The organism is Coprococcus hominis (ex Arizal et al. 2022), assembly GCF_040094675.1.
Taxonomy (GTDB): Bacteria; Bacillota; Clostridia; order Lachnospirales; family Lachnospiraceae; genus Coprococcus_C; species Coprococcus_C hominis.
Genome location: NZ_JBBNHG010000032.1, coordinates 63,178 through 84,507, shown reverse-complemented (window position 1 = coordinate 84,507; position 21,330 = coordinate 63,178). Strand labels below are relative to the sequence as shown.

Below are 21,330 nucleotides of genomic sequence, written 5' to 3'. Positions count from 1 at the left end.
CTTTTTCTTATTTCCGCACAGAGAAATCAAACGCATCTAACGCCAGATTCATGTTGTAGTACGGATCTCCGGTTGCCAGAATATCCACCCATCTTGACTGAAACAACTGCATCTCGCTGTGGAATCGCTTCTGTTTTTTCACAGTATCTTCTTTACCTCTGGATTTTGATTCATAATGATACAGCTTTGCCTGTGGAACATACACAACCAATTTGCCAAGCTTTCTTACTTTCAAACAAAAATCCACATCATTAAAAGCCACCTGAAATTCTGGATCCAGTCCTCCAACCGCATCGAAGGTCTCTCTGGAAATCATCAGACAGGCTGCTGTAACCGCACTATAATCACACGCAACAGAAGTCCGAAGCTGATAGATACCCGCCTGCTCATCCATTGCAGAAAATGCATGTCCGGCAATTCCGCCAATCCCAACAATTACGCCTGCATGTTGAATCGTGCCATCCTCAAAATACAACCGTGCACCAACAATTCCTACATCTTTGCGTTGACAATACCCAAGCATCTGAGTAATAAAATCCGGTGAAATCAGTTCGGTATCATTGTTTAACAACAAAATATACTTACCCTTTGTATGTGCAACACCAAAATTATTGATTTTGGAATAATTAAATTCCTCCTGCCAATACAACACCTGAATATGCGGATTTTCCACAAGTGATTCATAGTATGCAAATGTCTCTTGTTGCACACTGTTATTTTCTACTATGATAATCTCATAATTCCGATAAGTCGACCGTTGTTCAATCGCATCAATACATTTTTTCAAATCATCCACATGATCCTTGTTTGGAATCACGATTGACACAAGCGGTTCTCCCCGAACCAGATAACTCACCTGATAATACCCCGGAGCTGCTCCATCCACAACCTCCGCAGCCAGCCCCTGTCGCGCCAAATGCGCTTCTATCGCTCGTTTTCCAGCCTCAAACGCATAACGTTTTGCTGCCGGATCTTCCGCTGTCGATGCCGCATGTGCCCGCCAATGATACAGAATCTTCGGAATATGACAAATGCCATCTGCCTGCTCCGTGCAACGGAATATAAAATCATAATCCTGCGCACCATCAAACGCTGGATTTAACAACCCCACCTGATCCACTAAGTTTTTCTCTGCTACAAACATATGACAAATATAATTATTACAACGTAGCAAATCAATATTAAAATCCGGTTTAAAATTCGGTGCAAAGAAATAATCTCCTGTTTCATCCACCTTATCTTCATCGGTATAAATTACCTGCACCCGCTTCGCATTTAGCGACTCAACGCAGGCATAAAGTGCATCCGGCTCAAACAAATCGTCGTGATCACCAAACACAATATAATCTCCCGTCGCAAGCGTATATGCCTGATTCGTATTTTCGGCTATTCCAAGCGTTCCATCTTGTGAAGCTATATAATGAATTCTCTGATCCTTTTGCATATATACCTGCAAAAAATCGTATAAACATTTTTCTTTTCTTCCTCCATCCGAGAAGCATAACTCCCAGTTTCCATAGGTTTGCGCCTGCACCGACTCAATTAACGCACGCAGAAAATCACAATTGCTCTCATATAATGGCACCAAAATGCTAAACTTCGGATGATATTCAAAATGCCGTCCACATTGTTCCTGTCTTTCACTATCTGTCAGCCGATGACTATGCATCCATTTATTATAATCCACATAGTTGGAACCAAGATGCAGGTACTTTTTTAATTTTGCACATGTATTACGCCATCCGAATGTCTTTATATTGTTGATTACACGGATTGCATTTATATATATACGTCCCATATCTGATTCTCCTGCTGTTTTCTATATCATCTGTTGTCTCAGTATATCATACATACAAAAAAATCTCACGAAAATATCAAGATTTAGTTGTTATTTTCTATTATATTCGTGTATAATAGACACGTTATAAGGTTTACCATTACGAATACCATTCTTATATCAATCTTTCAGTAATTAACCATATACCTTATAACGCACGAAGAGGAACCAGCATCACCGGTTCCTCTTTTTTGTATATCCAATATCAAGGCTCTGATTCATCTTCTCCTGAATCAGCCTTTATCTTTATATTACTAGGCTCTTCTCCGTTTCCAGACAGCCGGGCAGAACAACAGCATCATCGGGAAAATCTCCAGTCTGCCTGCCAGCATATCGAACATCAGAATATATTTCGTAAAATCCGTAAAATGTCCGAAATTCGCCATCGGTCCAACCAGAGAAAGCCCCGGACCGATATTGTTAAACGTCGCTGCTACTGCCGCGAAGTTCGTGACCAGATCTTTGTTCTCAATCGACACAAGCAGTACGGATACCGCGAAAATAACCATATATGTCATAAAATAGACATTTGTCGCCCGCAGCGTCTCATGCTCGAGTGGTTTTCCCTCGATTTTGATCTTCTTCACGGAACGCGGATGCAGATAAGAAATAATTTCTTTTATAAATGACTTGCATGCAATAATAAACCGTGAGACTTTGATACCGCCGCCCGTACTTCCGGCGCAGGCACCGATAAACATCAAAAGCACAAGGATTGTCCTCGAAGTCTCCGGCCATAGATTGAAATCCGCACTTGCAAATCCCGTTGTCGTGATAATACTTGCTACCTGGAAGAACGCTTGCCGGATGCCTTCCGCCGGCGCATACAATGCAAAATGCCGCAGATTAATAAAGATAAACACTGCCGCTGCAATCACGATGATAAAATAAATCCGCACCTCTTCAAACTTCAGCGCATCCCGCAGCTTTCCTGTGAGAATCAGGAAATAAAATCCGAAATTCACACCGAACAGCAGCATGAAAATCGTAACGACCCACTGATTATACGGGCTGACACTGACGAATCCGTCATTCCAGATTGCAAAACCTCCGGTTCCGGCTGTTCCAAACGACGTTGTCAGAGCTTCAAACAGATTCATTCCTCCAAAGAGTAGAAAAATCACCTCTATCATGGTCAGGGCAAAATAAATAATATACAGATATTTGGCTGTCTGACGCACCTTCGGAACCAGCTTTCCAACCGAAGGTCCCGGGCTTTCCGCCTTCATCAGGTTCATGTGGCTGCCTCCCGCCATCGGCACGATGGCAAGCAGAAATACAAGAACGCCCATGCCTCCGATCCAATGGCTGAAGCTTCGCCAGAATAAGCTGCCCTTCGTCAGGCCTTCCACATCCGATACAACCGTCGCACCCGTTGTTGTAAATCCTGATATCATCTCAAAAAGCGCATCTGCAAAATGCGGAATATCACCATTGATCACAAACGGCAGACATCCAATCACAGACATCAGAATCCACGAAAGTGCTACCGTCACGAAACCTTCCCGCAGATAAAACCGCATGTTCTTCGGTTTCCGCAAAATAATTGCTGAACCTGCAACCGCACTGCCAAGTGCCACCCACAAAAAAGCAAAGCCGCCCTTCTCACCATAGATCGCAGACACGATCCCAGGGAGAGCCAGAAATGCTGCTTCGATTTCCATGATCCAGCCTAATATATAAATAACAACTGAGTAGTTCATAATCTGTCTCCAAAAAAATCTCCCTTACTGCCATTTCAAAATATCGCTGACATCGGTAAAGCCCGTGTGCGTTGTAACAACGACCACGTAATCTCCCTCGCAGATGACATCCTGACCACGCGGAATAATGACCTTACCATTCCGGTTCAGACAGGCAAGCAGAAGGTTATCCTTCAATTTCAACTCCATGATCGGTTTCCCGATTACCGGAGAATCCTTCTCAACCTTAAACTCCAGTGCCTCCGCCCGGTTATCAAAGATATGATACAGTGTCTCAATATTACTTCCGACCGAATTCTGCATCGCACGGATATACGCCAGAATCTTCTCTGCTGTAATATAACGTGGATATACGATACTTCCGATGTCCAGACTATCAAGCACATCACTGAATGTGCTCCGATTGATCTTCGTGATCACCTTTGTGTCAGAGCATTTTCTCGCAAATAACGTAAGCAGGATATTCTCCTCGTCAAGTCCGGTCAGCGGAACAAACGATTCCGTACTCTCGATGCCCTCCTCACGGAGCAGGTCTTCGTCCGAGCCATCGCCATGCAAGATCAGTGCCTTCGGAAGTAATACGCTCAGCTCCTCACACCGTTTCTCATCCAACTCCAGAATCTTGACCTCCACACCGGATGAAATCAGCTGTTTTCCAAGATAATACGAGGTTTTTCCTCCTCCAATGATCATGCAGTTTTTGACCTTATGTGTATCGACACCGATCTTCTTGAAGAAATCCATACTGTTTGTCGGTGTCGCAAGAAATGTCACGGCATCACCGCCACGCATGATGAAAGAACCATCCGGGATAATCAGGTTCCCATCCCGCTCGACACCACAGACAAGCATATCACAGTTTAACTCATGCATCGCCGAAATCGGCTTATCGTGCAGCAGATTTCCCTTCGGAATCTTGAACTTCACAAGCTCCGCATGTCCACGCGCAAAGGAGTTGATCTCAAGGGCCGACGGCAGACGCAGCAGACGTGCAATCTCGCGTGCAGTCTCCAACTCCGGATTAATGATCAGCGAAAGTCCAAGCTGATTTCGAAGATACGAAAGCTCCATACTGTAATCCGGGTTCCGGACACGTGCGATGGTAGCACAGTCACCGACCTTTTTCGCGATCGTACAGCTGAGCAGATTTAACTCATCACTTTCCGTCACGGCAATCAGAACATCCGCATCCTGAATACCCGCCTCAATCTGGATGCTGTAGCTCGCACCATTTCCGGTAAAGCCCATAACATCGTAGTCTTCCGTAATCCGCTGAATCACCTCATTCTTCTGATCAATGACGGTAATATCATGGGATTCCTTGCTGAGCTTCTCCACCAGCGTACTTCCAACTTTTCCGCATCCAACGATAATAATGTTTAAACCCCGTTCTTTTTTCTGCGTTTTCTTTGAAGATCTCATATCCTTAATTCTTACACTCCCCGTATATTCGCAATTCCTTATTAACAATAAAATTGAAACTTTATTGTACCATATTCACAGTGTTACTACAAGGGAATGTCACGCGGAACCGCGTTCCAAAATCCGGTCTGGTCAACACGTCAATCTGTCCATCATGTGCATCTACGATCCATTTTGCAATGGATAGTCCAAGACCTGATCCGCCCGTCTCACTGTTGCGTGCCTCATCGGAACGATAAAACCGCTCAAAGATATGCACGACCTCGGATGCCTGCATGCCGATACCTTCATCCTGCACCTGATAATAGACGCCTTGCTCTGACCGCCCGACTGTAAAATGAATCGTATCGCCCCCTTCCGAATACTTTGCCGCATTCTGTACGAAAATACGAATAGACTGTTTCAGCATGGCAACATCGCCACGCACCATACAGCCTGGGCAGGCTGAAAATTCGTACGGATGCGTCTCATCAATCATCATGGATTCCTCGTACACCTCCTGCACAAGGTCATTTAAGTCCACTTCGACCGGCTTCAATGTATTCCGCCCACTATCTCCGCGCGCTAAGAATAGAAGCTGTTCAATCAGATCCTTCATATGGTCAGATTCGTTCTTGAGCGCTTCAATCGACTCATTTAGCACTGCTTCATCTTCTTTGCCCCAGCGGTCGAGCATGTTTACATAGCCCTGAATCACGGAGATCGGCGTCCGCAGCTCATGCGATGCATCCGACACGAACCGCGCCTGCTGCAGCTTACTCTCCTGCATCCGAGCGAGCAGATTATTCAGTGCCACCTCAATGCTCTGCAAATCCTTATCCCCGGTCGATATCCGTATATCATTCGCATCAACGGAGACATTCGAGATTGCCTGTTCCAGATGCTCCAGATTTACCTCATCACCGCTCATATTTGAGAGTGCTTCCGCACGCACAGCAAGATCATTCAACGGACGCAGCTTCCGTCTGATATTCCGTATACCAAAGCACGCAGAAATGAGCATCATAAGTTCCACCGCGCCAACCACAATGAGCGGTATAGCCGCATAATCCAGAACCTCATGCACCAGAAAATTGTCCGTGTTCTTACCGACCTGTGTGGTCATCGCCCATGTGGCATATGAATCACCCGACCATGTAATATGCACCGGCTTCGCCCCGGACATCCAGTCTGCATCTGTCGTATCAAGCCGCCATACCAGCACCGCCACGAACAACATTCCGAGTATCACAATATCAAGTCCCAGCAACGCAAAAAAGCGCCGGAACCAGTATCCGACATGAATCTTCCGGGCAATAGAGGTTGTCTTCCGATTTGTCCGTTCTTCTCTCATCCAATCACTCCTATGACTCCTTGATGCAATATCCGACTCCGCGAACTGTCTGGATCAGCTTAATTCCAAAATGATCGTCAATCTTCGTCCGCAGATACCGCACATACACATCAATGATATTCGTCTCGCCGACATAATCATACCCACAGACCTCATTTAGAAGCTTCTCCCGGGTAAGTACAATATTCTTGTTCCGCATCAACGTGTGCAGCAACTCGAATTCACGGTTCGTAAGCTCCACATTTTCGCCCTGCACAGTCACCTCGTGGCGGTCTTCGTCTAAGCAGACACCCAGCACCTCCAGCTTATGTGTCGGTGCATCCTCTGTACGCGCATGCTTCTTTAGCGCGACGCGGATACGCGCCAGCAGCTCCTCGATGGCAAATGGCTTCGTGATATAATCATCCGCACCAGCGTCCAGCCCTGCTACCTTATCCATCACAGCGTCGCGTGCCGTGAGCATAATGACCGGCGTGTCCTTCTCCTGCCGGAGTCTGCGCAGCACTTCCATGCCATTTAATCCCGGCAGCATCACATCAAGTAAGATCAGGTCAAACGAACCGGAGAGGGCTTTGTCCAAGCCCTCTCTGCCGTCTGCCGCCTTCTCGACTTCATTTCCTTCATGTTTTAATTCCAGTTCGACGAAACGGGCGATGCCCGCTTCATCTTCAATAATCAAAATCTTGCTCATATCGTCTCCTATAAACAGGAAAACGATTACGTCATAATGCTTATACCAGATATGTATAGTATCCAATTACATGCAGACGCGCTCTCGCTCACTTCCACATGTAGCGGTACTAAACTCATTGCACCAGTAAACTGGCACAATTCGTTAAGTACCGACATGTTCCAATGGTCTGCATTAAAATTGGTACTATACATATCTGAAATATATTTTTTTATACGTAATCGTTTCCCCTATCTTATAATTTTCCTTTCTCTATGTTTCAGATTTTTATTTCTTGATGTCTTCTTTCACTCCCGCACAGGCATCGGATGCCTTGTCGCAGGCGTTGTTGATGTCCTGAACTGTTTTCGCGTCACCCTCGAAATGGTACCTGCAGTCGCAGAAGAGTCCGATGATCAAAAGTGGTACACAGATCCAGAATGCGAAGATCAAAAGCAGTATGAATATGATGATCGGCATCCGCATAAAACGCTCACCCTTACGCTCAATGATGAAGTTCTTCTCGCAGCCCTTCTTGATGATATCGCCTACCCACGCGAAGAACTCATCCATACGCTCACCGAATGTTTTCTTCTTGCAAGACTGCTCGTAGGCAGCCTGTGCCTGTGCCAGCTCGTTCGATGTCTCCTGCGGAGTCGTCGTATAAGTGCCAACCTCCGGTGCCTTGATCTTTCCAAGCTTCTCTAAATACACGATCGCATCGAGCAGATCATAATTACATGCTTCGAGTGCACTCTTGGCATCCTCATAACTGACGCCTGTTTTCTCTCTGATTTTTTCTACCTTTTCTAACTGATCCATATCTGATATCCTCCATTTTCTGTAACAGCGGTTTTGTAATTTGTTCTTTGCTGTTCTTGATTGTGTCCTTATCTTACGGCACCAAAATTAATCTATAAGGTAGGAAAGATTAAAATCAGATTAAAATTTCTATTATTTTCCATATATCTATCTGCACTTCTTCCTGTTCACATACTAACACAAGTGTATGCGTATGTTCATCTATTTTCTTCAGAATTCCGGTGTCCTTCACATAGGCACCGCCCTCTTTTTTCGCATCCTTCACAAAATGTACGACCGCTACTTCCGTATCCTTGTGCTCCGCTAACCACTGCAGCTTCCGGTTTAGTTCCGCAACCTCATACTCATCAAGTTCGATCTCTTCCTCTGTCAGCCGTGCCGTCTCCCGCACCGCTTCATCATGTCCCGTAAGCGCTGCAAATGGGGCAAACTGCGCCGCACGCATCATCCGATCCATCGGCGGATGCTTCTTCGACACCGGGCGTTCCCGGTCGATGATATCACTGTAATCCCGTCTCACGCCTTATGTCCTCCGATCTGATTATTCCTGTCACGCGCCGTTGCGCCCTCGCGGAAATTCATTCCACGTAGAACTGCATTTTTACCGTATTTATGTTTGATTGCAAGCAATGCCTGCTGAATCTGCGCTTCTTTTGCTTCCTTTTCTTTCTCTGCTTCCTTCTCCTTTTCCAACGCCGCATAATCGGTAAATAAATCCATCTGTTCAAATCCAGAAGTCTCTTCCTTCACATCTTCCTTCCGGATCACATGATTGGCTACCACATACATCCGCCGCACAAGCAGATTCTCATCCACAATCCGGTCATATAAGCGAAGCACCGCCGCCTCAATCCTGCTTGTTGACGATGTATAACTGTCCAGATTCTCTGTCCCGTGTGCGTGCTTCGGCACCTTCCGCCCATAGCGGTCACGCGTCACCTCACCGTGATACCCATTTGCTCCCCCAGACAGATTCTCGATATCATAGCCAACTGTAAGTACCATCTGATTTGTGACAAGCCCCTTTTCAACCAGTTCCAGCACCAGTCCCTCTGTCATTTCCTGTACAACCACACGTGCTTTCTCACATGTATACGGGCATTGCAACACCTGCCCCGAACTAATGCTATTACTCTCCGGGCGGTACGCCTTAATCTCTGCGATCGTACACGGTTCATAGCCCCATGCATGGTCGATCAGCAGCTCTGCATTCACCCCGAAAAGCTTATACAGCAGATCTTCGTTATAGTAATCATCTTCTCCGCCCAGTGAACACCGGGCAATATCTCCCATCGTATACAGATCCTGTGCATGCAGCTTCTTCTGGTAACCCGCCCCCACACGCCAGAAATCCGTCAGCGGTTCATGGTTCCACAACAGTCTGCGGTAGCTCATCTCATCAAGCTCCGCAATCCGCGCGCCACGTTCATCCGGCTGCATATGCTTCGCCTCGATATCCATCGCAATCTTTGCCAGATACAGATTCGTTCCAATCCCCGCCGTCGCCGTGATTCCTGTCGTTTCATAGACATCCCGTATCATTGTCTCTGCAAGCTGTCTTGCTGTCATCTGATAGGTATTCAGGTATGTCGTCGCATCAATGAACACCTCATCCACCGAATAGACATGCATATCCTCCGGCGCGACATATTTCAGGTAGATATCGTAAATGCGCGTACTGTATTCCATGTAATGTGCCATCCGCGGCTTCGCCGCAATATAGTCCAGCGCCAGCCTTGGATCCGCTTTCACCTTCAGATTTTCATACGACGATCCGTTAAATTCCCGCCCCGGTGCAAATGCCAGCCGCTGACGGTTGATCTCTTTTACCCGCTGCACAACTTCGAACAAGCGCGCCCGCCCCGATATGCCATAGGATTTCAGGGATGGCGAAACAGCCAGACAGATTGTCTTCTCTGTCCGGCTCTCATCTGCTACGACGAGGTTCGTTGTGAGCGGGTTCAATCCCCGCTCCACGCACTCCACCGACGCATAAAATGATTTCAGATCAATTGCTATATACTGCCGCATACCGTCACTCCACATAGATAAATCCGTGTCTTATTTCACATACTGTTTTTATTTTAGTATAGAACATATGTTTTGTAAATAATAAATATTTCAAACAGCATCATAAAACCAGCGGATTCGTACGTTATTTATATAATCATTTACAAAATTATACAAACTATAAATATTTATTTTGCAACTTCGTTACACTTTTGATGCAACTTTGATGCAATTATTTGGTATGTTATGTTAACAGGGGATTTTAGGAAATCCGGACACATATTTTCAGGAAAGACAGGGAGATAAATGAACGTAAAAATAGACTCAAGAAAAATCGAAAAGGGCGACACTTTTGTGGCACTGCGCGGCATCGACCACGACGGACATGCCTATATCCGACAGGCAATTGAAAACGGCGCAGCGAAGATCATCTGCGAGGAAGGAAGCTACGAGGTGGAAACCTGTATCGTCGAGGATACCAGAGCATATCTGGTCAATTATCTGAAAGATACTTACTACGACAAAATCAGCAAACTCAAGCTGATCGGCATCACCGGTACAAACGGAAAAACTACATCAGCATTTCTGCTTCACCAGATGTTGAATAAGCTTGGCAGAAAATGTGGCTATATTGGCACAATCGGCTTCTACGTCGGCGAGAAGATCCGCAGTCTCGCGAACACGACCCCCGATATCTATGATCTGTACGCGATTCTGCTGCAATGCCTGTCGCTCGGCTGTGAGTATGTTGTCATGGAAGTAAGCAGTCAGGGACTTGCAAATCACCGTGTCGAGACGTTGCAGTTTGACTATGCGGTCTTCACAAACCTGACACAGGATCATCTGGATTTCCACAAGACGATGGAACGCTATGCCCTTGCAAAGCAGGAATTATTCCGCATGTTAAAGCCATCCGGCAAAGCGATCATCAACTATGACGATTCCTACAAGCACTATTTTCTGCTTGAAGAAAATGAGAATGTAACCTTCGGCTTTACCGGCGGAGATTTCAATGTAGCTTTGGATGCCGCAGACAAGGAACATACAGAATTCTCGGTACAGTGCCCTGCATTTACCCAGAACTTCTCGACCAATCTGATCGGCACTTACAATATCTACAATCTGATGGCTTCCGTTGTGATTCTGACACTGGAGCAGTTTGACAGTGCCACCATCGCACAGGCAGCCGCAGCACTTACACTTCCAAAGGGCAGAACCGAATGTATCCACACAGGAAATAATCTGATCATGGTAGACTACGCACATACGCCAGACGCCATGAGCAAGGTTCTGACTGCCGCACGTGCACTTACCTCCGGCAGCATCTATGTCGTGTTTGGATGCACTGGTGAAAGAGACCGGGATAAACGTGCGAAGATGTCCGCGATTGCCTGCAAGCATGCTGATTACGTTATAATGACGCACGACGATCCTCATTATGAAGATCAGGCACAGATCTACCATGATATGACATCCGGGCTTTCTTACGATAACTACGAAATCGTGCATGACCGGAAGGACGCTATTCGAAAGGGAATCTCCCTGTTAGATACGGACGACATTCTTCTGATCCTTGGAAAAGGGCACGAAGAATTTATTGTTTGCCGGGATAAGCGGATTCCATTTAATGATATGAATGTCGCACGGCAATGCCTGTCTGAACGGAGGACTCCCACCGCAGCTAGGATCTGCCAATCCGCCTAGCGGTCACATGCACAATTAACATTTATGAACGCTAAAAGGGCGGCCACATCCTGTGACCGCCCAGTAAGAGAGGGGAAACGAAAAATCGTCTGGCTAGCTATTTTAAATTATCCTTCGATGGCAATGAATTTCTTCTCTTCCACCTGTGGCTTTGCTTCCTTCTTTGGAACAGAGATCTTCAAGACACCATCTTCGAATTTTGCCTTGATATCATCCTGTGTGATCGCATCGCCCACATAGAAGGATCTGTTGCAGGAACCTTCATAACGTTCCTTACGGATATATTTGCCCTTGGCATCCTTCTCATCCTTAGAGTTCTTTGTAGAAGCCTTGATGATCAGGTAACCATCCTTCACTTCACCGGTTACATCTTCCTTCTTAAATCCTGGAAGGTTCATATCAATCTCGTAACCGTCTTCTTTCTCAAACACATCAGTACTCATCAGATTCTGTGCCGGTGCATCATACTTATAGACACCAAAACTTGGTGCATCAAAGAAATCATCCATAAAACTATTTGTAAATAAACTTGGCATTAACATAAGCCATACCTCCTTTTATACTTCACTCAGTAATTGCAATCTATGTTTCTTGACGGCATTCACTATTTAATTGCAATTACAATATCAACTTTCCTTCCCACTCGGGTTCCCTTCTCTAGGTCTTCCCTCATGTTCTAGGTGTACTATAACACACTTATTAGCACTCGTCAATAGCGAGTGCTAATAAAAATTGTGAAAAAAGTGTGAAGTCTTGATTATACAAAAACAGGTATGCCGCAACAATACAGCACACCTGTTTCAAAATCATGTTATTTACTTAAACTGATTCTGCTCTGCATGGCGTTTGAAGAAGTCCTTTGTCTCCTTCACAACCACACCACTCAAAGCGAAGATTGCGATCATGTTTGGAATCGCCATCAATCCGTTGAAGATATCGGCGATCGTCCATACTGCCTTTACTGTCATGTATGGTCCGATGAATACTGCCAAGATATACAACCAGCGATATACAAGGATTGCTTTCTTGTTCTTGCCTGACAGGTATTCCAGACAGCGCTCCGAATAGTAATCCCATCCGAGGATCGTTGTAAATGCGAAGAATACCAGACAAAGCATCAACAGGAACGCAGCTACCTGCTCGGAAATCGGAAGTCCCTCCTGGAATGCGTAGGTTGTTACCTGTACACCCTCTAAGCCTTCCTGCTGCCAAGCACCTGTCAATACGATAGAAAGTCCTGTCATCGTACAGATGATGATTGTATCAATAAATGTACCCGTCATGGAAACCAGACCCTGACGTACCGGCTCCTTTGTCTTTGCTGCGGCTGCAGCGATTGGTGCAGAACCAAGACCGGATTCATTTGAGAAGATACCTCTTGCAACACCCTTCTGCATTGCAACGATCATCGTACCAACCACACCACCGGTCACTGCCTTTGGATTGAATGCGCCCTTTACGATTGTTACAAACGCATCCGGAATCTCTTTGATATTGCAGATGAGAAGCACCAGACAAAGCAGAACATAAAGCACTGCCATAAATGGGACGACGATCTGGGATACATTTGCAATACGCTTGATACCACCGATCAACACAAGTGCCACGCAGACACTCAGGATCAAAGATGCAATAACTACCGTCCACGAATATGTACCGATTCCAGGAATCTCTACGCTCCATGATTCATTCGGATCAAAGAATCCCTCAACAGCCGATGCAATACCATTCACCTGTGAGAATGTTCCGATACCGAACAATCCTACACAGATACCGAAGAATGCAAAGATCTTCGCAAGCCATTTCCACTTTGTACCCATACCTTTTTCGATATAGTAAAACGGTCCACCAAGGGCATGATTATCTTCATCTACCACACGATACTTAACTGCAAGGAGTCCTTCTGCATACTTGGTTGCCATTCCGAAGAATGCAGCAAGCACCATCCAGAACAGAGCACCCGGGCCACCGGCTCCGATCGCTGTTGCGACGCCGACGATATTTCCGGTTCCGATCGTCGCTGAAAGTGCCGTACAGAGTGCACCGAACGAAGTTACCTCTCCTTCGCCCTCTTCCTCATTTTTCACCATCCATTTCAGGGCAAGCGGCAGTTTACGGACCTGCAGCACACCCATACGGATGGTAAGAAGGATTCCACCTGCAATGATTAAAATCATAAGCGGCGGACCCCAGACGAAATCATCTACTTTTGTCAAAAAGCTATTAATTGCTTCCCACATGTTTCCTACTCTCCTTTATTTTATTTTAACAACATGTTCTCTATATTACACAGTTTTCCAGCTTTTGACAACATTTTTCCCTCAATTTATAAAGTTTTTTACTGTTTTCATATTAAATATACGGGGTATAATAGAGTTTATGATATACTTTATATGTCCAAATATGGATTTTAAAAAAGAAAGGAATACATTTTTATGAATCTTATTAAGAATATTTCCAAATCAGAAGTACATGTATTGAAGGATCAGGTTACTTATCAGGAGGGACAGGTTGTCAGCAAGACACTCGCCCAGAATGACGCCGTATCTATCACATTATTTGCCTTTGACAAGGACGAGGCGATCAGCACACACGAGTCCGGCGGCGATGCATTTGTTACCTGCTTAGATGGTGTCGGCAGAATCACAATCGATGGTGTTGAATATATCCTGCACGAAGGTGAATCCATCGTAATGCCAGCCAAGCATCCACATGCCGTCTATGGTGCAGAACAGTTCAAGATGCTGTTAGTTGTTGTATTTTAATTATCTTAATTCTTAAAACGGAAAAGCCGCCGAGCCGGGAATCCAAGCCCCAGTCCGACGACTTTTTTTCTTTCTTCTATTCTATATATCGGCAGATTTCTATTATTGCTTTACATTAAATGCTTTCATTCCTGGATATACAGCGCTTGCGCCAAGCTCTTCCTCAATACGGAGCAGCTGGTTGTACTTTGCAACACGCTCAGAACGAGAAGGTGCACCTGTCTTGATCTGGCATGTATTAAGTGCAACTGCAAGGTCTGCAATCGTTGTATCAGCCGTCTCACCAGATCTGTGTGAGCTGATTGCTGTGTATCCAGCCTTGTGCGCCATCTTGATTGCTTCCAATGTCTCAGAAACAGATCCAATCTGATTCAACTTGATCAGGATTGCATTTCCTGCGCCAAGCTCAATTCCCTTTGCCAGTCTCTCTGTATTTGTTACGAACAGGTCATCGCCAACAAGCTGAACCTTGCCACCAAGTCTTGCAGTCAGCTTCTGCCAGCCTTCCCAGTCCTCTTCATCCAGACCATCCTCGATTGAGATGATTGGATATTTCTCGCAAAGTGCTTCCCAGTGCTCGATCAACTGCTCAGCTGTATACTCTGTACCCGCCTTCGGAAGCTTGTAGTAGCCCTTTCCTTTTTCGCTCTTCCACTCAGAAGAAGCTGCATCCATAGCAATCTTGAAATCCTTGCCCGGCTCATAACCTGCTCTCTTTACAGCTTCGAGAATTGTCTCGATTGCTTCCTCATCAGACTTCAAAGCAGGGGCAAATCCACCCTCATCACCAACGGATGTTGCAAGTCCACGCTCTTTCAAAATTGCAGCCAATGCATGGAAAACTTCTGCACACCAACGCAGACACTCTTTGAACGATGGAGCGCCAACCGGCATGATCATGAACTCCTGTACATCAAGTCCAGAAGAAAGTGCATGACATCCACCGTTTACGATGTTCATCATTGGAACTGGCATACGATTTCCAGATACGCCACCAAGGAAACGATACAGTGGAATATCAAGGGATGTTGCTGCTGCACGGCAGCATGCGATAGATACTGCAAGAATCGCATTCGCACCAAGCTTAGACTTGTCCTTTGTTCCATCTGCCTGAATCATAGCCTGATCCACTGCATAGATATCTGATGCATCCATACCCTCGATTGCATCATTGATAATTGTATTGATATTTTCAACTGCCTTTGTGACACCCTTGCCAAGGTAACGGCTCTTATCGCCATCACGAAGCTCCAGTGCCTCGAACTCTCCAGTGGATGCACCACTTGGTGCAGTACCTCTTCCGATGGTTCCATCTGCCAGATAAACCTCTGCCTCTACCGTTGGATTTCCTCTGGAATCCAAGATCTCACGGCCAATAACCTTTTCAATTTCTAAATAATCCATTGTTATGTACTCCTTTCAATTTGCATTTTAACGGAGTCTCTTGCTTCTGACGGTCTCTCCTCGTTCAGAAGCAGGAGTTCCGAAATGATTTACACGTGCTAGGTTAGCCAGACCTAACTATAAGTTAGTATATACTAACCCGGTTTAAAATGCAAGTGTATTTTCCATAACTTTTATGCAACTACAATACTCCCAACCATACGGGCATCTCCATCCAGCACAAGAGATACCTCATAATGCTGTTTAGGCAGATTCTGCTTTATAAATGCAGCCTCAAAACCAGCAAATGCTAACCTTCGCTTACCAAACGCATCCCGGACATCTGGTCTGTACAGTCGCTCTGATTTTACAATGTACTGTTGCTTGTCCTGTCCAGTTAAAACAATATTGAGCGTTCCCGCACGCAATGTTTTTCGATTCAAGGCCCAACCACTGATTTTTACGACTGCTTCATCTGTAAACTCTTCCACCTTGTATTGCAGACTTCCTTTTTCAACAAGCACCTGTTGCGTTTCCTCAGGCGTTTCGATTTCCTTTACTTTCAACAGCCGTAACGAGAAGTTATCACTGTTTCCAATCAGATTTGGGTTATAACACGGATCATACCCCTTAAATTCCGGATGACGATCATACAATTTTTTCATTTCCCGTTGCTGTCTGGCGGCTTTTTCTGGGGATACAGCGTCATAGCCACGGCTGACAGATTCATAATGGTATAAACGGACATCTGTTCGCACAACATTATAATATCCTGCTTCCACTAAATTAAAACATAAGTCAATATCGTTATATGCCACTGGTAACTGTTCCGAAAAACCACCCACCTGATCATATTTATTCCGGTCAATCATAAGACACGCACCGGTCACCGCACTGTAATTATATTCCAGCTTATTTCGTCCCCAATAACAATTCAAATCGTCGTTAATCCGTTGAAATGCATGTCCTGGTCCAACCATAAAACTGACAACACCTACATGCTGTATCAAATTCGTATTTGGGTAAATTAATTTACATCCAACCGCACCTGTATGTGGCTGCTGTGCATGTCCCAGCATCCGTTCCAGCCATTCCGCTCCCTCAACACGAATATCGTCATTTAAAAACAGAAGGAACTGTCCATCTGCCAGATGTGCCCCAATGTTGCACATCTTTGAAAAATTAAACTCCATTGGCGCGTAATGATATTTGCACTCCAATTCTTTACACATTTGTGTATATTTCGCATGTGTTTCTTCTGCACTGCCATTGTCCACAACAATGATTTCATAATTTTGATATTTCGTTTCCTTTCGGATGGACGTCAGACATTGCTTTAAAATGTCATAATTATCCTTAGACGGAATAATAATGCTTACTCTGGGATTTCCCACAACTTCATAAACCACGCGGAACATCACTATATCTTTAATATATTCCAGATGCCCTTTAACGCCTCTTCGCTCCAGGGCTTCGAGCTTCGCCTTCTTTGTCGTTTCAATAATATATGGCTTTGCCGATATATCATTTGCCGTAGACTCTTCACGTTCCCGCCAATGATAAAGAATTTTTGGCACATGCCCTATACGATTCGTCTTCTCCATCACCCGCAAAACAAGATCATAGTCCTGCGAACCTTCCAAGCCTACACGCAAACCGCCCATTTCGTCCAGCAAGGATTTGCGATACACCGCCAAATGGCAGGTATACATCAAAGACATAAATGTATCTGGAGACCAATCCGGCTTAAAAAACGGATTCCTTCTTTTTGTCCCATCCTCAGATAATTTGTCCTCATCGCTGTAAATAAAATCCAGTGTATGATCTTCATTTAGCTTTTTCGCAATTTCATACAGTGCATTTTCTGCATACAGATCATCACAATCCAAAAGCGCAACAAATTCGCCCTCTGCCATTGCAATTCCATCGTTTGTAGTTCTGGATATATGTCCATTCTCACTGCGGTATTTTATTTTAATGCGCTCCACTCCTTCAAATTGCCGCAAAGTCTCTCTGACACGCGCATCGGTTGAACAATCATCTACAAGGCACAACTCCCAATTATCATATGTCTGATTCTGCACAGATTGAATGCATGCCGTTAACATCTGTGGTTCCACATTATATACTGGCACAACAACCGAGATGAGTGGTTTATATTCCAACTCCTGTTCTGGCTCTTTATATTGCTGTTCATTTTGCAGCATCCACATGTCATATTCATTTTTCTTGTGTAGACGATGATTTAACTTATAACAAAATACATGCCATCCTTCTTTACCCAGACAGCGCATCATTCTTTTTGAAAAAGAAAGCACTCTTTTTATCTGACCCATATTTTTATACTCCTACTTCTTCTCTCATAGATTGAACTATACGTTGTTCACTGCCCGGAATATTGCTGTTATCACATACATCTGTAAAAACACCGTCCACATAGCAGCATATTGATCTGCATTTCCTGATACACATGTCCGTTTTGTCCGAACTGCAAGCAAACCAACCACAAGTGCCGGAAGGAAATATCTTCCCTGTACACCCGCTACCACAACAAATTGATATGGCGTCCAATATAAAAGCATCGCTGCAACTGCCAGCCCACTGACGCCGACAAACACCAAAAGCATCCAAATCCGGTCTCCCACTGTTATCAACTGTTCTTCGTTTTCTTTCCGCATAGAAACATATAACAGCAACAATAAAAATCCTATTACAAACACCAGTGGAACTTCAATATCAAGCCATCCAAGATAGCTTCCCAACATCTGCTGGATATGCTTTCCTGATTCATACCAAAGCGTATTGAGTAATATTTCAAAAAATTGGATCGGATTTTTTAAGAAATACCCCATTGTATACCCTTTGGAATCGGACCATGCAATATAAGTACTGTTAATATTTTCTGGTTGTAGCCAGCGCCGAACCACGAGAACCAGAACCATCACACAAGCCACTACAAATATACCTGCAATGACAATCATAAGCACCTTCATCCAAGGTTTAATTTTCTGTTTGACCGCATCCACCTTATCTTTGTGCTGTTGCAGAATTCGAGGGATCAACATCAACGGCAATACAACCAATGGCAACAGAGAAAAGCCTTTACATGGTAGCAATAATAAGCTGCTCAATACCATAACAATATTATTTACAAGCTTCGATCTCCGATTTGTTTCCTGTCCGTAAACTGCTGACATTGTTGTCGCTATTACAAGAATACATAAAGCAAACAACTGCGAATCATAGGAAAAAGAACATACCTGTTGCAATGTAATTGGCAAAAGCGCCCATACCATAACGATTCCTTTACCAAACGGAATCCGCTTTATCGCATAATAAGCTGCCGCTATAAAAGCAAGCAGATTCATCAATCGTCCAAGCAAATACAACATAGTTGTGCTCGCCCCTAACAACCGTCCAATTGTAATTCCAAGTCCGGATAAAATATACAGATAACGCGGAGACTGCGTCGAAACATGTGCTGTCTTTATCAGATTCGTTTTTTCCGGTCGCTGAAACAGCCCCTCATATTGACTATTGTAATCTTCCTTCGTAATACCACGTGCATTATACATATGTTCGTTATCCGCCTGCCGCATCATGACAGTTTCCGCATCGTGCGTTCCCATCATAACATCCGACATGTCATATGCTGTATATATGTGTACATACTCATCTGGAACTACCATAATCGGAATAATAAGCAAATACAAAAATCCAAGTACAATAATCATTGGCAGAAAAAGTTTCTCAAAAGAAGTCTTCCACTTTGTGCCAAACATCGCCTGAATGCTGACAAACGCCAACAATACAAACAACAATCCATATGCAATACAATGTAATATAAAATACGCATCCACACCGTTTTGATTGTCGATTTTGTGATATGCCACATTTATCATATACACACCCATTACCAAGGTAATCAATAGGAGTCCTATAATAACGCATAATTTGATTATTCTATTTGGATTTTTCTCTTTCACTTCCATTCTTATTCCCCTGTGTTTCTTTAATTTGATTTAGGTAGACAAAAGAGACTTTTATTGTAGGAATACAATAAAAGTCTCATGTCCTTTATAATCTATTATCGATTAGATGTTAAGCAGATCACTGAATACCTTCAACGCACCATCTGTCTCGTGTGCAAGTACCTTCTTTGCAAGTACCTTACCAAGCTGAACACCTTCCTGATCGAAGCTGTTGATGTTCCACAGGAATCCCTGGAACATAACCTTGTTCTCGAAATGTGCAAGCAGTGCACCAAGTGTCTCTGGATCAAGCTGCTCACCGATAATGATAGAAGATGGACGACCACCCTTGAAGTTCTTGTTGCTGTTCTCATCCTTCTTACCACATGCAAATGCTACGATCTGTGCAGCAACATTTGCGCAGAGCTTCTTCTGGCTTGTGCTTCCCTGAATCTCTACATCCGTGCCAATCTGGCTGTTCTTGAATGCGATAAACTGCAATGGAACAATGTCAGTTCCCTGATGCAATAACTGATAGAAGGAATGCTGTCCGTTTGTTCCCGGCTCACCGAAGATCACTGGACCTGTTGGGTAATCAACCGGCTCACCAAAACGGTTTACAGACTTACCATTGGACTCCATATCAAGCTGCTGCAGGTGTGCAGGGAAACGGCTCAGTGCCTGTGAGTATGGAAGAACAGTTGTTGCAGGGTAACCAAGTACGTTACGCTCGTAAACGCCAATCAACGCATCAAGCATAGCCGGGTTCTTCCTGATATCTGTATTCTTTGCTGTCTCATCTTCTGCGGCTGCACCATTTAAGAAACGTGCAAATACATCCGGGCCAAATGCCAGTGAAAGTACAGCACCACCAACGGCTGATGTAGAAGAATAACGACCACCGATATAATCATCCATAAAGAATGCTGCAAGGTAATCATCGCTCTTTGCAAGTGGAGATGTCTCACTTGTAACTGCAATCATATGCTTAGAAGCATCCAGACCTGCCTTTGCAAGCGCGTCCTTCACGAAGGACTCATTTGTAAGCGTCTCCAATGTTGTACCAGACTTTGATACAAGTACGAAGATTGCATGTGCTACATCGGTAGATGCAAGAACTGCTGCCGCATCATCCGGATCTACGTTGCTGATGAACTTCGCATCCATCTTGAATGTGCCGTTCTTCTTTGCCCAGTTCTCAAGTGCAAGATACATTGCACGAGGACCAAGGTCACTACCACCGATACCGATCTGTACAACCGTTGTGAACTTCTCGCCAGCTGCATTTGTGATCTCGCCATTGTGTACCTTATTTGCAAACTCTGCAATACGGTTCTGCTGCTCTACGTAAAATGTTCTCTTATCCACGCCATCTGCCTTGACTGGCTCGCCAAGCTGACCGCGTGTCATCTGATGAAGAACCAGACGGTTCTCTCCTGTATTGATAACGGCACCATTATAAAGCTCCTGGAACTTGTCAACAAGCTCTGCTTCCTTGGCAAGGGCTGCAAGCTTCTCCAAAACTGTGTCATCCACTTCCTTTGCAGCGAAGTTGTAAGTAAGCTTCTCTGCCATCGGTACGCTGTAATTCTTCGCACGGTCTGCACCGCTCTCACCAGCCATAACAGTTGTGAGATCTACACTGCCCTTACAAGCTTTGAGTGCCTTGTAAGAATCCAAAGTATCAAGATTTTTCCAATTTGTCATTTT

At 44.7% G+C, this 21,330-nt stretch carries 16 protein-coding genes; 2 read left to right on the top strand and 14 right to left on the bottom strand.

Translation table 11 applies throughout. From position 1 onward, the window contains the following. Positions 1–7: 7 nt before the first annotated feature. The 8 genes from AAAT93_RS08570 to AAAT93_RS08535 all read right to left on the bottom strand — a co-directional run bounded on the left by AAAT93_RS08570 (position 8) and on the right by AAAT93_RS08535 (position 9,818). On the bottom strand, positions 8–1,798 hold the full coding sequence (locus AAAT93_RS08570; protein WP_021984497.1) for a glycosyltransferase family 2 protein: 1,791 nt from the start codon (positions 1,796–1,798) through the stop codon (positions 8–10). A 293-nt stretch (positions 1,799–2,091) separates the two neighbouring features. Beyond that, on the bottom strand, positions 2,092–3,540 hold the full coding sequence (locus AAAT93_RS08565) for a TrkH family potassium uptake protein (protein WP_021984496.1): 1,449 nt from the start codon (positions 3,538–3,540) through the stop codon (positions 2,092–2,094). Positions 3,541–3,564: 24 nt separating this feature from the next. Continuing rightward, a complete protein-coding gene (trkA, locus tag AAAT93_RS08560; protein WP_021984495.1) occupies positions 3,565–4,962 on the bottom strand; it encodes a Trk system potassium transporter TrkA in 1,398 nt (465 codons plus the stop codon). 61 nt (positions 4,963–5,023) lie between these two features. Further along, complete coding sequence (locus AAAT93_RS08555; RefSeq protein WP_021984494.1) at positions 5,024–6,295, bottom strand: sensor histidine kinase; 1,272 nt, start codon at positions 6,293–6,295, stop codon at positions 5,024–5,026. Between the two features lie 10 nt (positions 6,296–6,305). Continuing rightward, entirely contained in the window at positions 6,306–6,986 is a 681-nt protein-coding gene (locus AAAT93_RS08550; RefSeq protein ID WP_117780425.1) for a response regulator transcription factor, read from the bottom strand. Between the two features lie 267 nt (positions 6,987–7,253). Next, on the bottom strand, positions 7,254–7,787 hold the full coding sequence (locus AAAT93_RS08545; RefSeq protein WP_021984492.1) for a DUF4342 domain-containing protein: 534 nt from the start codon (positions 7,785–7,787) through the stop codon (positions 7,254–7,256). Between the two features lie 115 nt (positions 7,788–7,902). Then, a complete protein-coding gene (locus tag AAAT93_RS08540) occupies positions 7,903–8,307 on the bottom strand; it encodes a hypothetical protein (RefSeq protein ID WP_021984491.1) in 405 nt (134 codons plus the stop codon). Beyond that, entirely contained in the window at positions 8,304–9,818 is a 1,515-nt protein-coding gene (locus AAAT93_RS08535; RefSeq protein ID WP_021984490.1) for a hypothetical protein, read from the bottom strand. Before AAAT93_RS08535 ends, AAAT93_RS08540 begins: the two co-directional genes overlap by 4 nt. 285 nt (positions 9,819–10,103) lie before the next feature. Here AAAT93_RS08535 and AAAT93_RS08530 point away from each other — a divergent pair, with 285 nt between their 5' ends. Beyond that, complete coding sequence (locus AAAT93_RS08530) at positions 10,104–11,501, top strand: UDP-N-acetylmuramoyl-L-alanyl-D-glutamate--2,6-diaminopimelate ligase (RefSeq protein ID WP_021984489.1); 1,398 nt, start codon at positions 10,104–10,106, stop codon at positions 11,499–11,501. Positions 11,502–11,608: 107 nt separating this feature from the next. Here the strand turns inward: AAAT93_RS08530 and AAAT93_RS08525 are convergent, their stop codons facing one another. Then, positions 11,609–12,043 (bottom strand): Hsp20/alpha crystallin family protein, encoded by a 435-nt coding sequence (locus tag AAAT93_RS08525; RefSeq protein ID WP_021984488.1) that lies wholly within the window; start codon positions 12,041–12,043, stop codon positions 11,609–11,611. A gap of 273 nt (positions 12,044–12,316) precedes the next feature. After that, the gene (locus AAAT93_RS08520) at positions 12,317–13,741 is read right to left on the bottom strand and encodes an alanine/glycine:cation symporter family protein (protein WP_021984487.1); all 1,425 of its coding nucleotides are present in this window, start codon (positions 13,739–13,741) and stop codon (positions 12,317–12,319) included. Positions 13,742–13,936: 195 nt separating this feature from the next. Here AAAT93_RS08520 and AAAT93_RS08515 point away from each other — a divergent pair, with 195 nt between their 5' ends. Beyond that, positions 13,937–14,266: a cupin domain-containing protein gene (locus AAAT93_RS08515; RefSeq protein WP_021984486.1), complete on the top strand. Its 330-nt coding sequence runs from the start codon at positions 13,937–13,939 to the stop codon at positions 14,264–14,266. 102 nt (positions 14,267–14,368) lie between these two features. Here AAAT93_RS08515 and eno read toward each other — a convergent pair whose 3' ends face one another. The 4 genes from eno to AAAT93_RS08495 all read right to left on the bottom strand — a co-directional run bounded on the left by eno (position 14,369) and on the right by AAAT93_RS08495 (position 21,327). Continuing rightward, on the bottom strand, positions 14,369–15,670 hold the full coding sequence (eno, locus tag AAAT93_RS08510) for a phosphopyruvate hydratase (RefSeq protein WP_021984485.1): 1,302 nt from the start codon (positions 15,668–15,670) through the stop codon (positions 14,369–14,371). 173 nt (positions 15,671–15,843) lie between these two features. Beyond that, positions 15,844–17,985, bottom strand: a complete 2,142-nt coding sequence (locus AAAT93_RS08505) for a glycosyltransferase family 2 protein (RefSeq protein WP_021984484.1) — start codon at positions 17,983–17,985, stop codon at positions 15,844–15,846. Between the two features lie 36 nt (positions 17,986–18,021). Beyond that, positions 18,022–19,551: a DUF2142 domain-containing protein gene (locus AAAT93_RS08500; RefSeq protein ID WP_227573104.1), complete on the bottom strand. Its 1,530-nt coding sequence runs from the start codon at positions 19,549–19,551 to the stop codon at positions 18,022–18,024. Between the two features lie 192 nt (positions 19,552–19,743). After that, a complete protein-coding gene (locus AAAT93_RS08495) occupies positions 19,744–21,327 on the bottom strand; it encodes a glucose-6-phosphate isomerase (RefSeq protein ID WP_227573103.1) in 1,584 nt (527 codons plus the stop codon). Positions 21,328–21,330 lie beyond the last annotated feature (3 nt).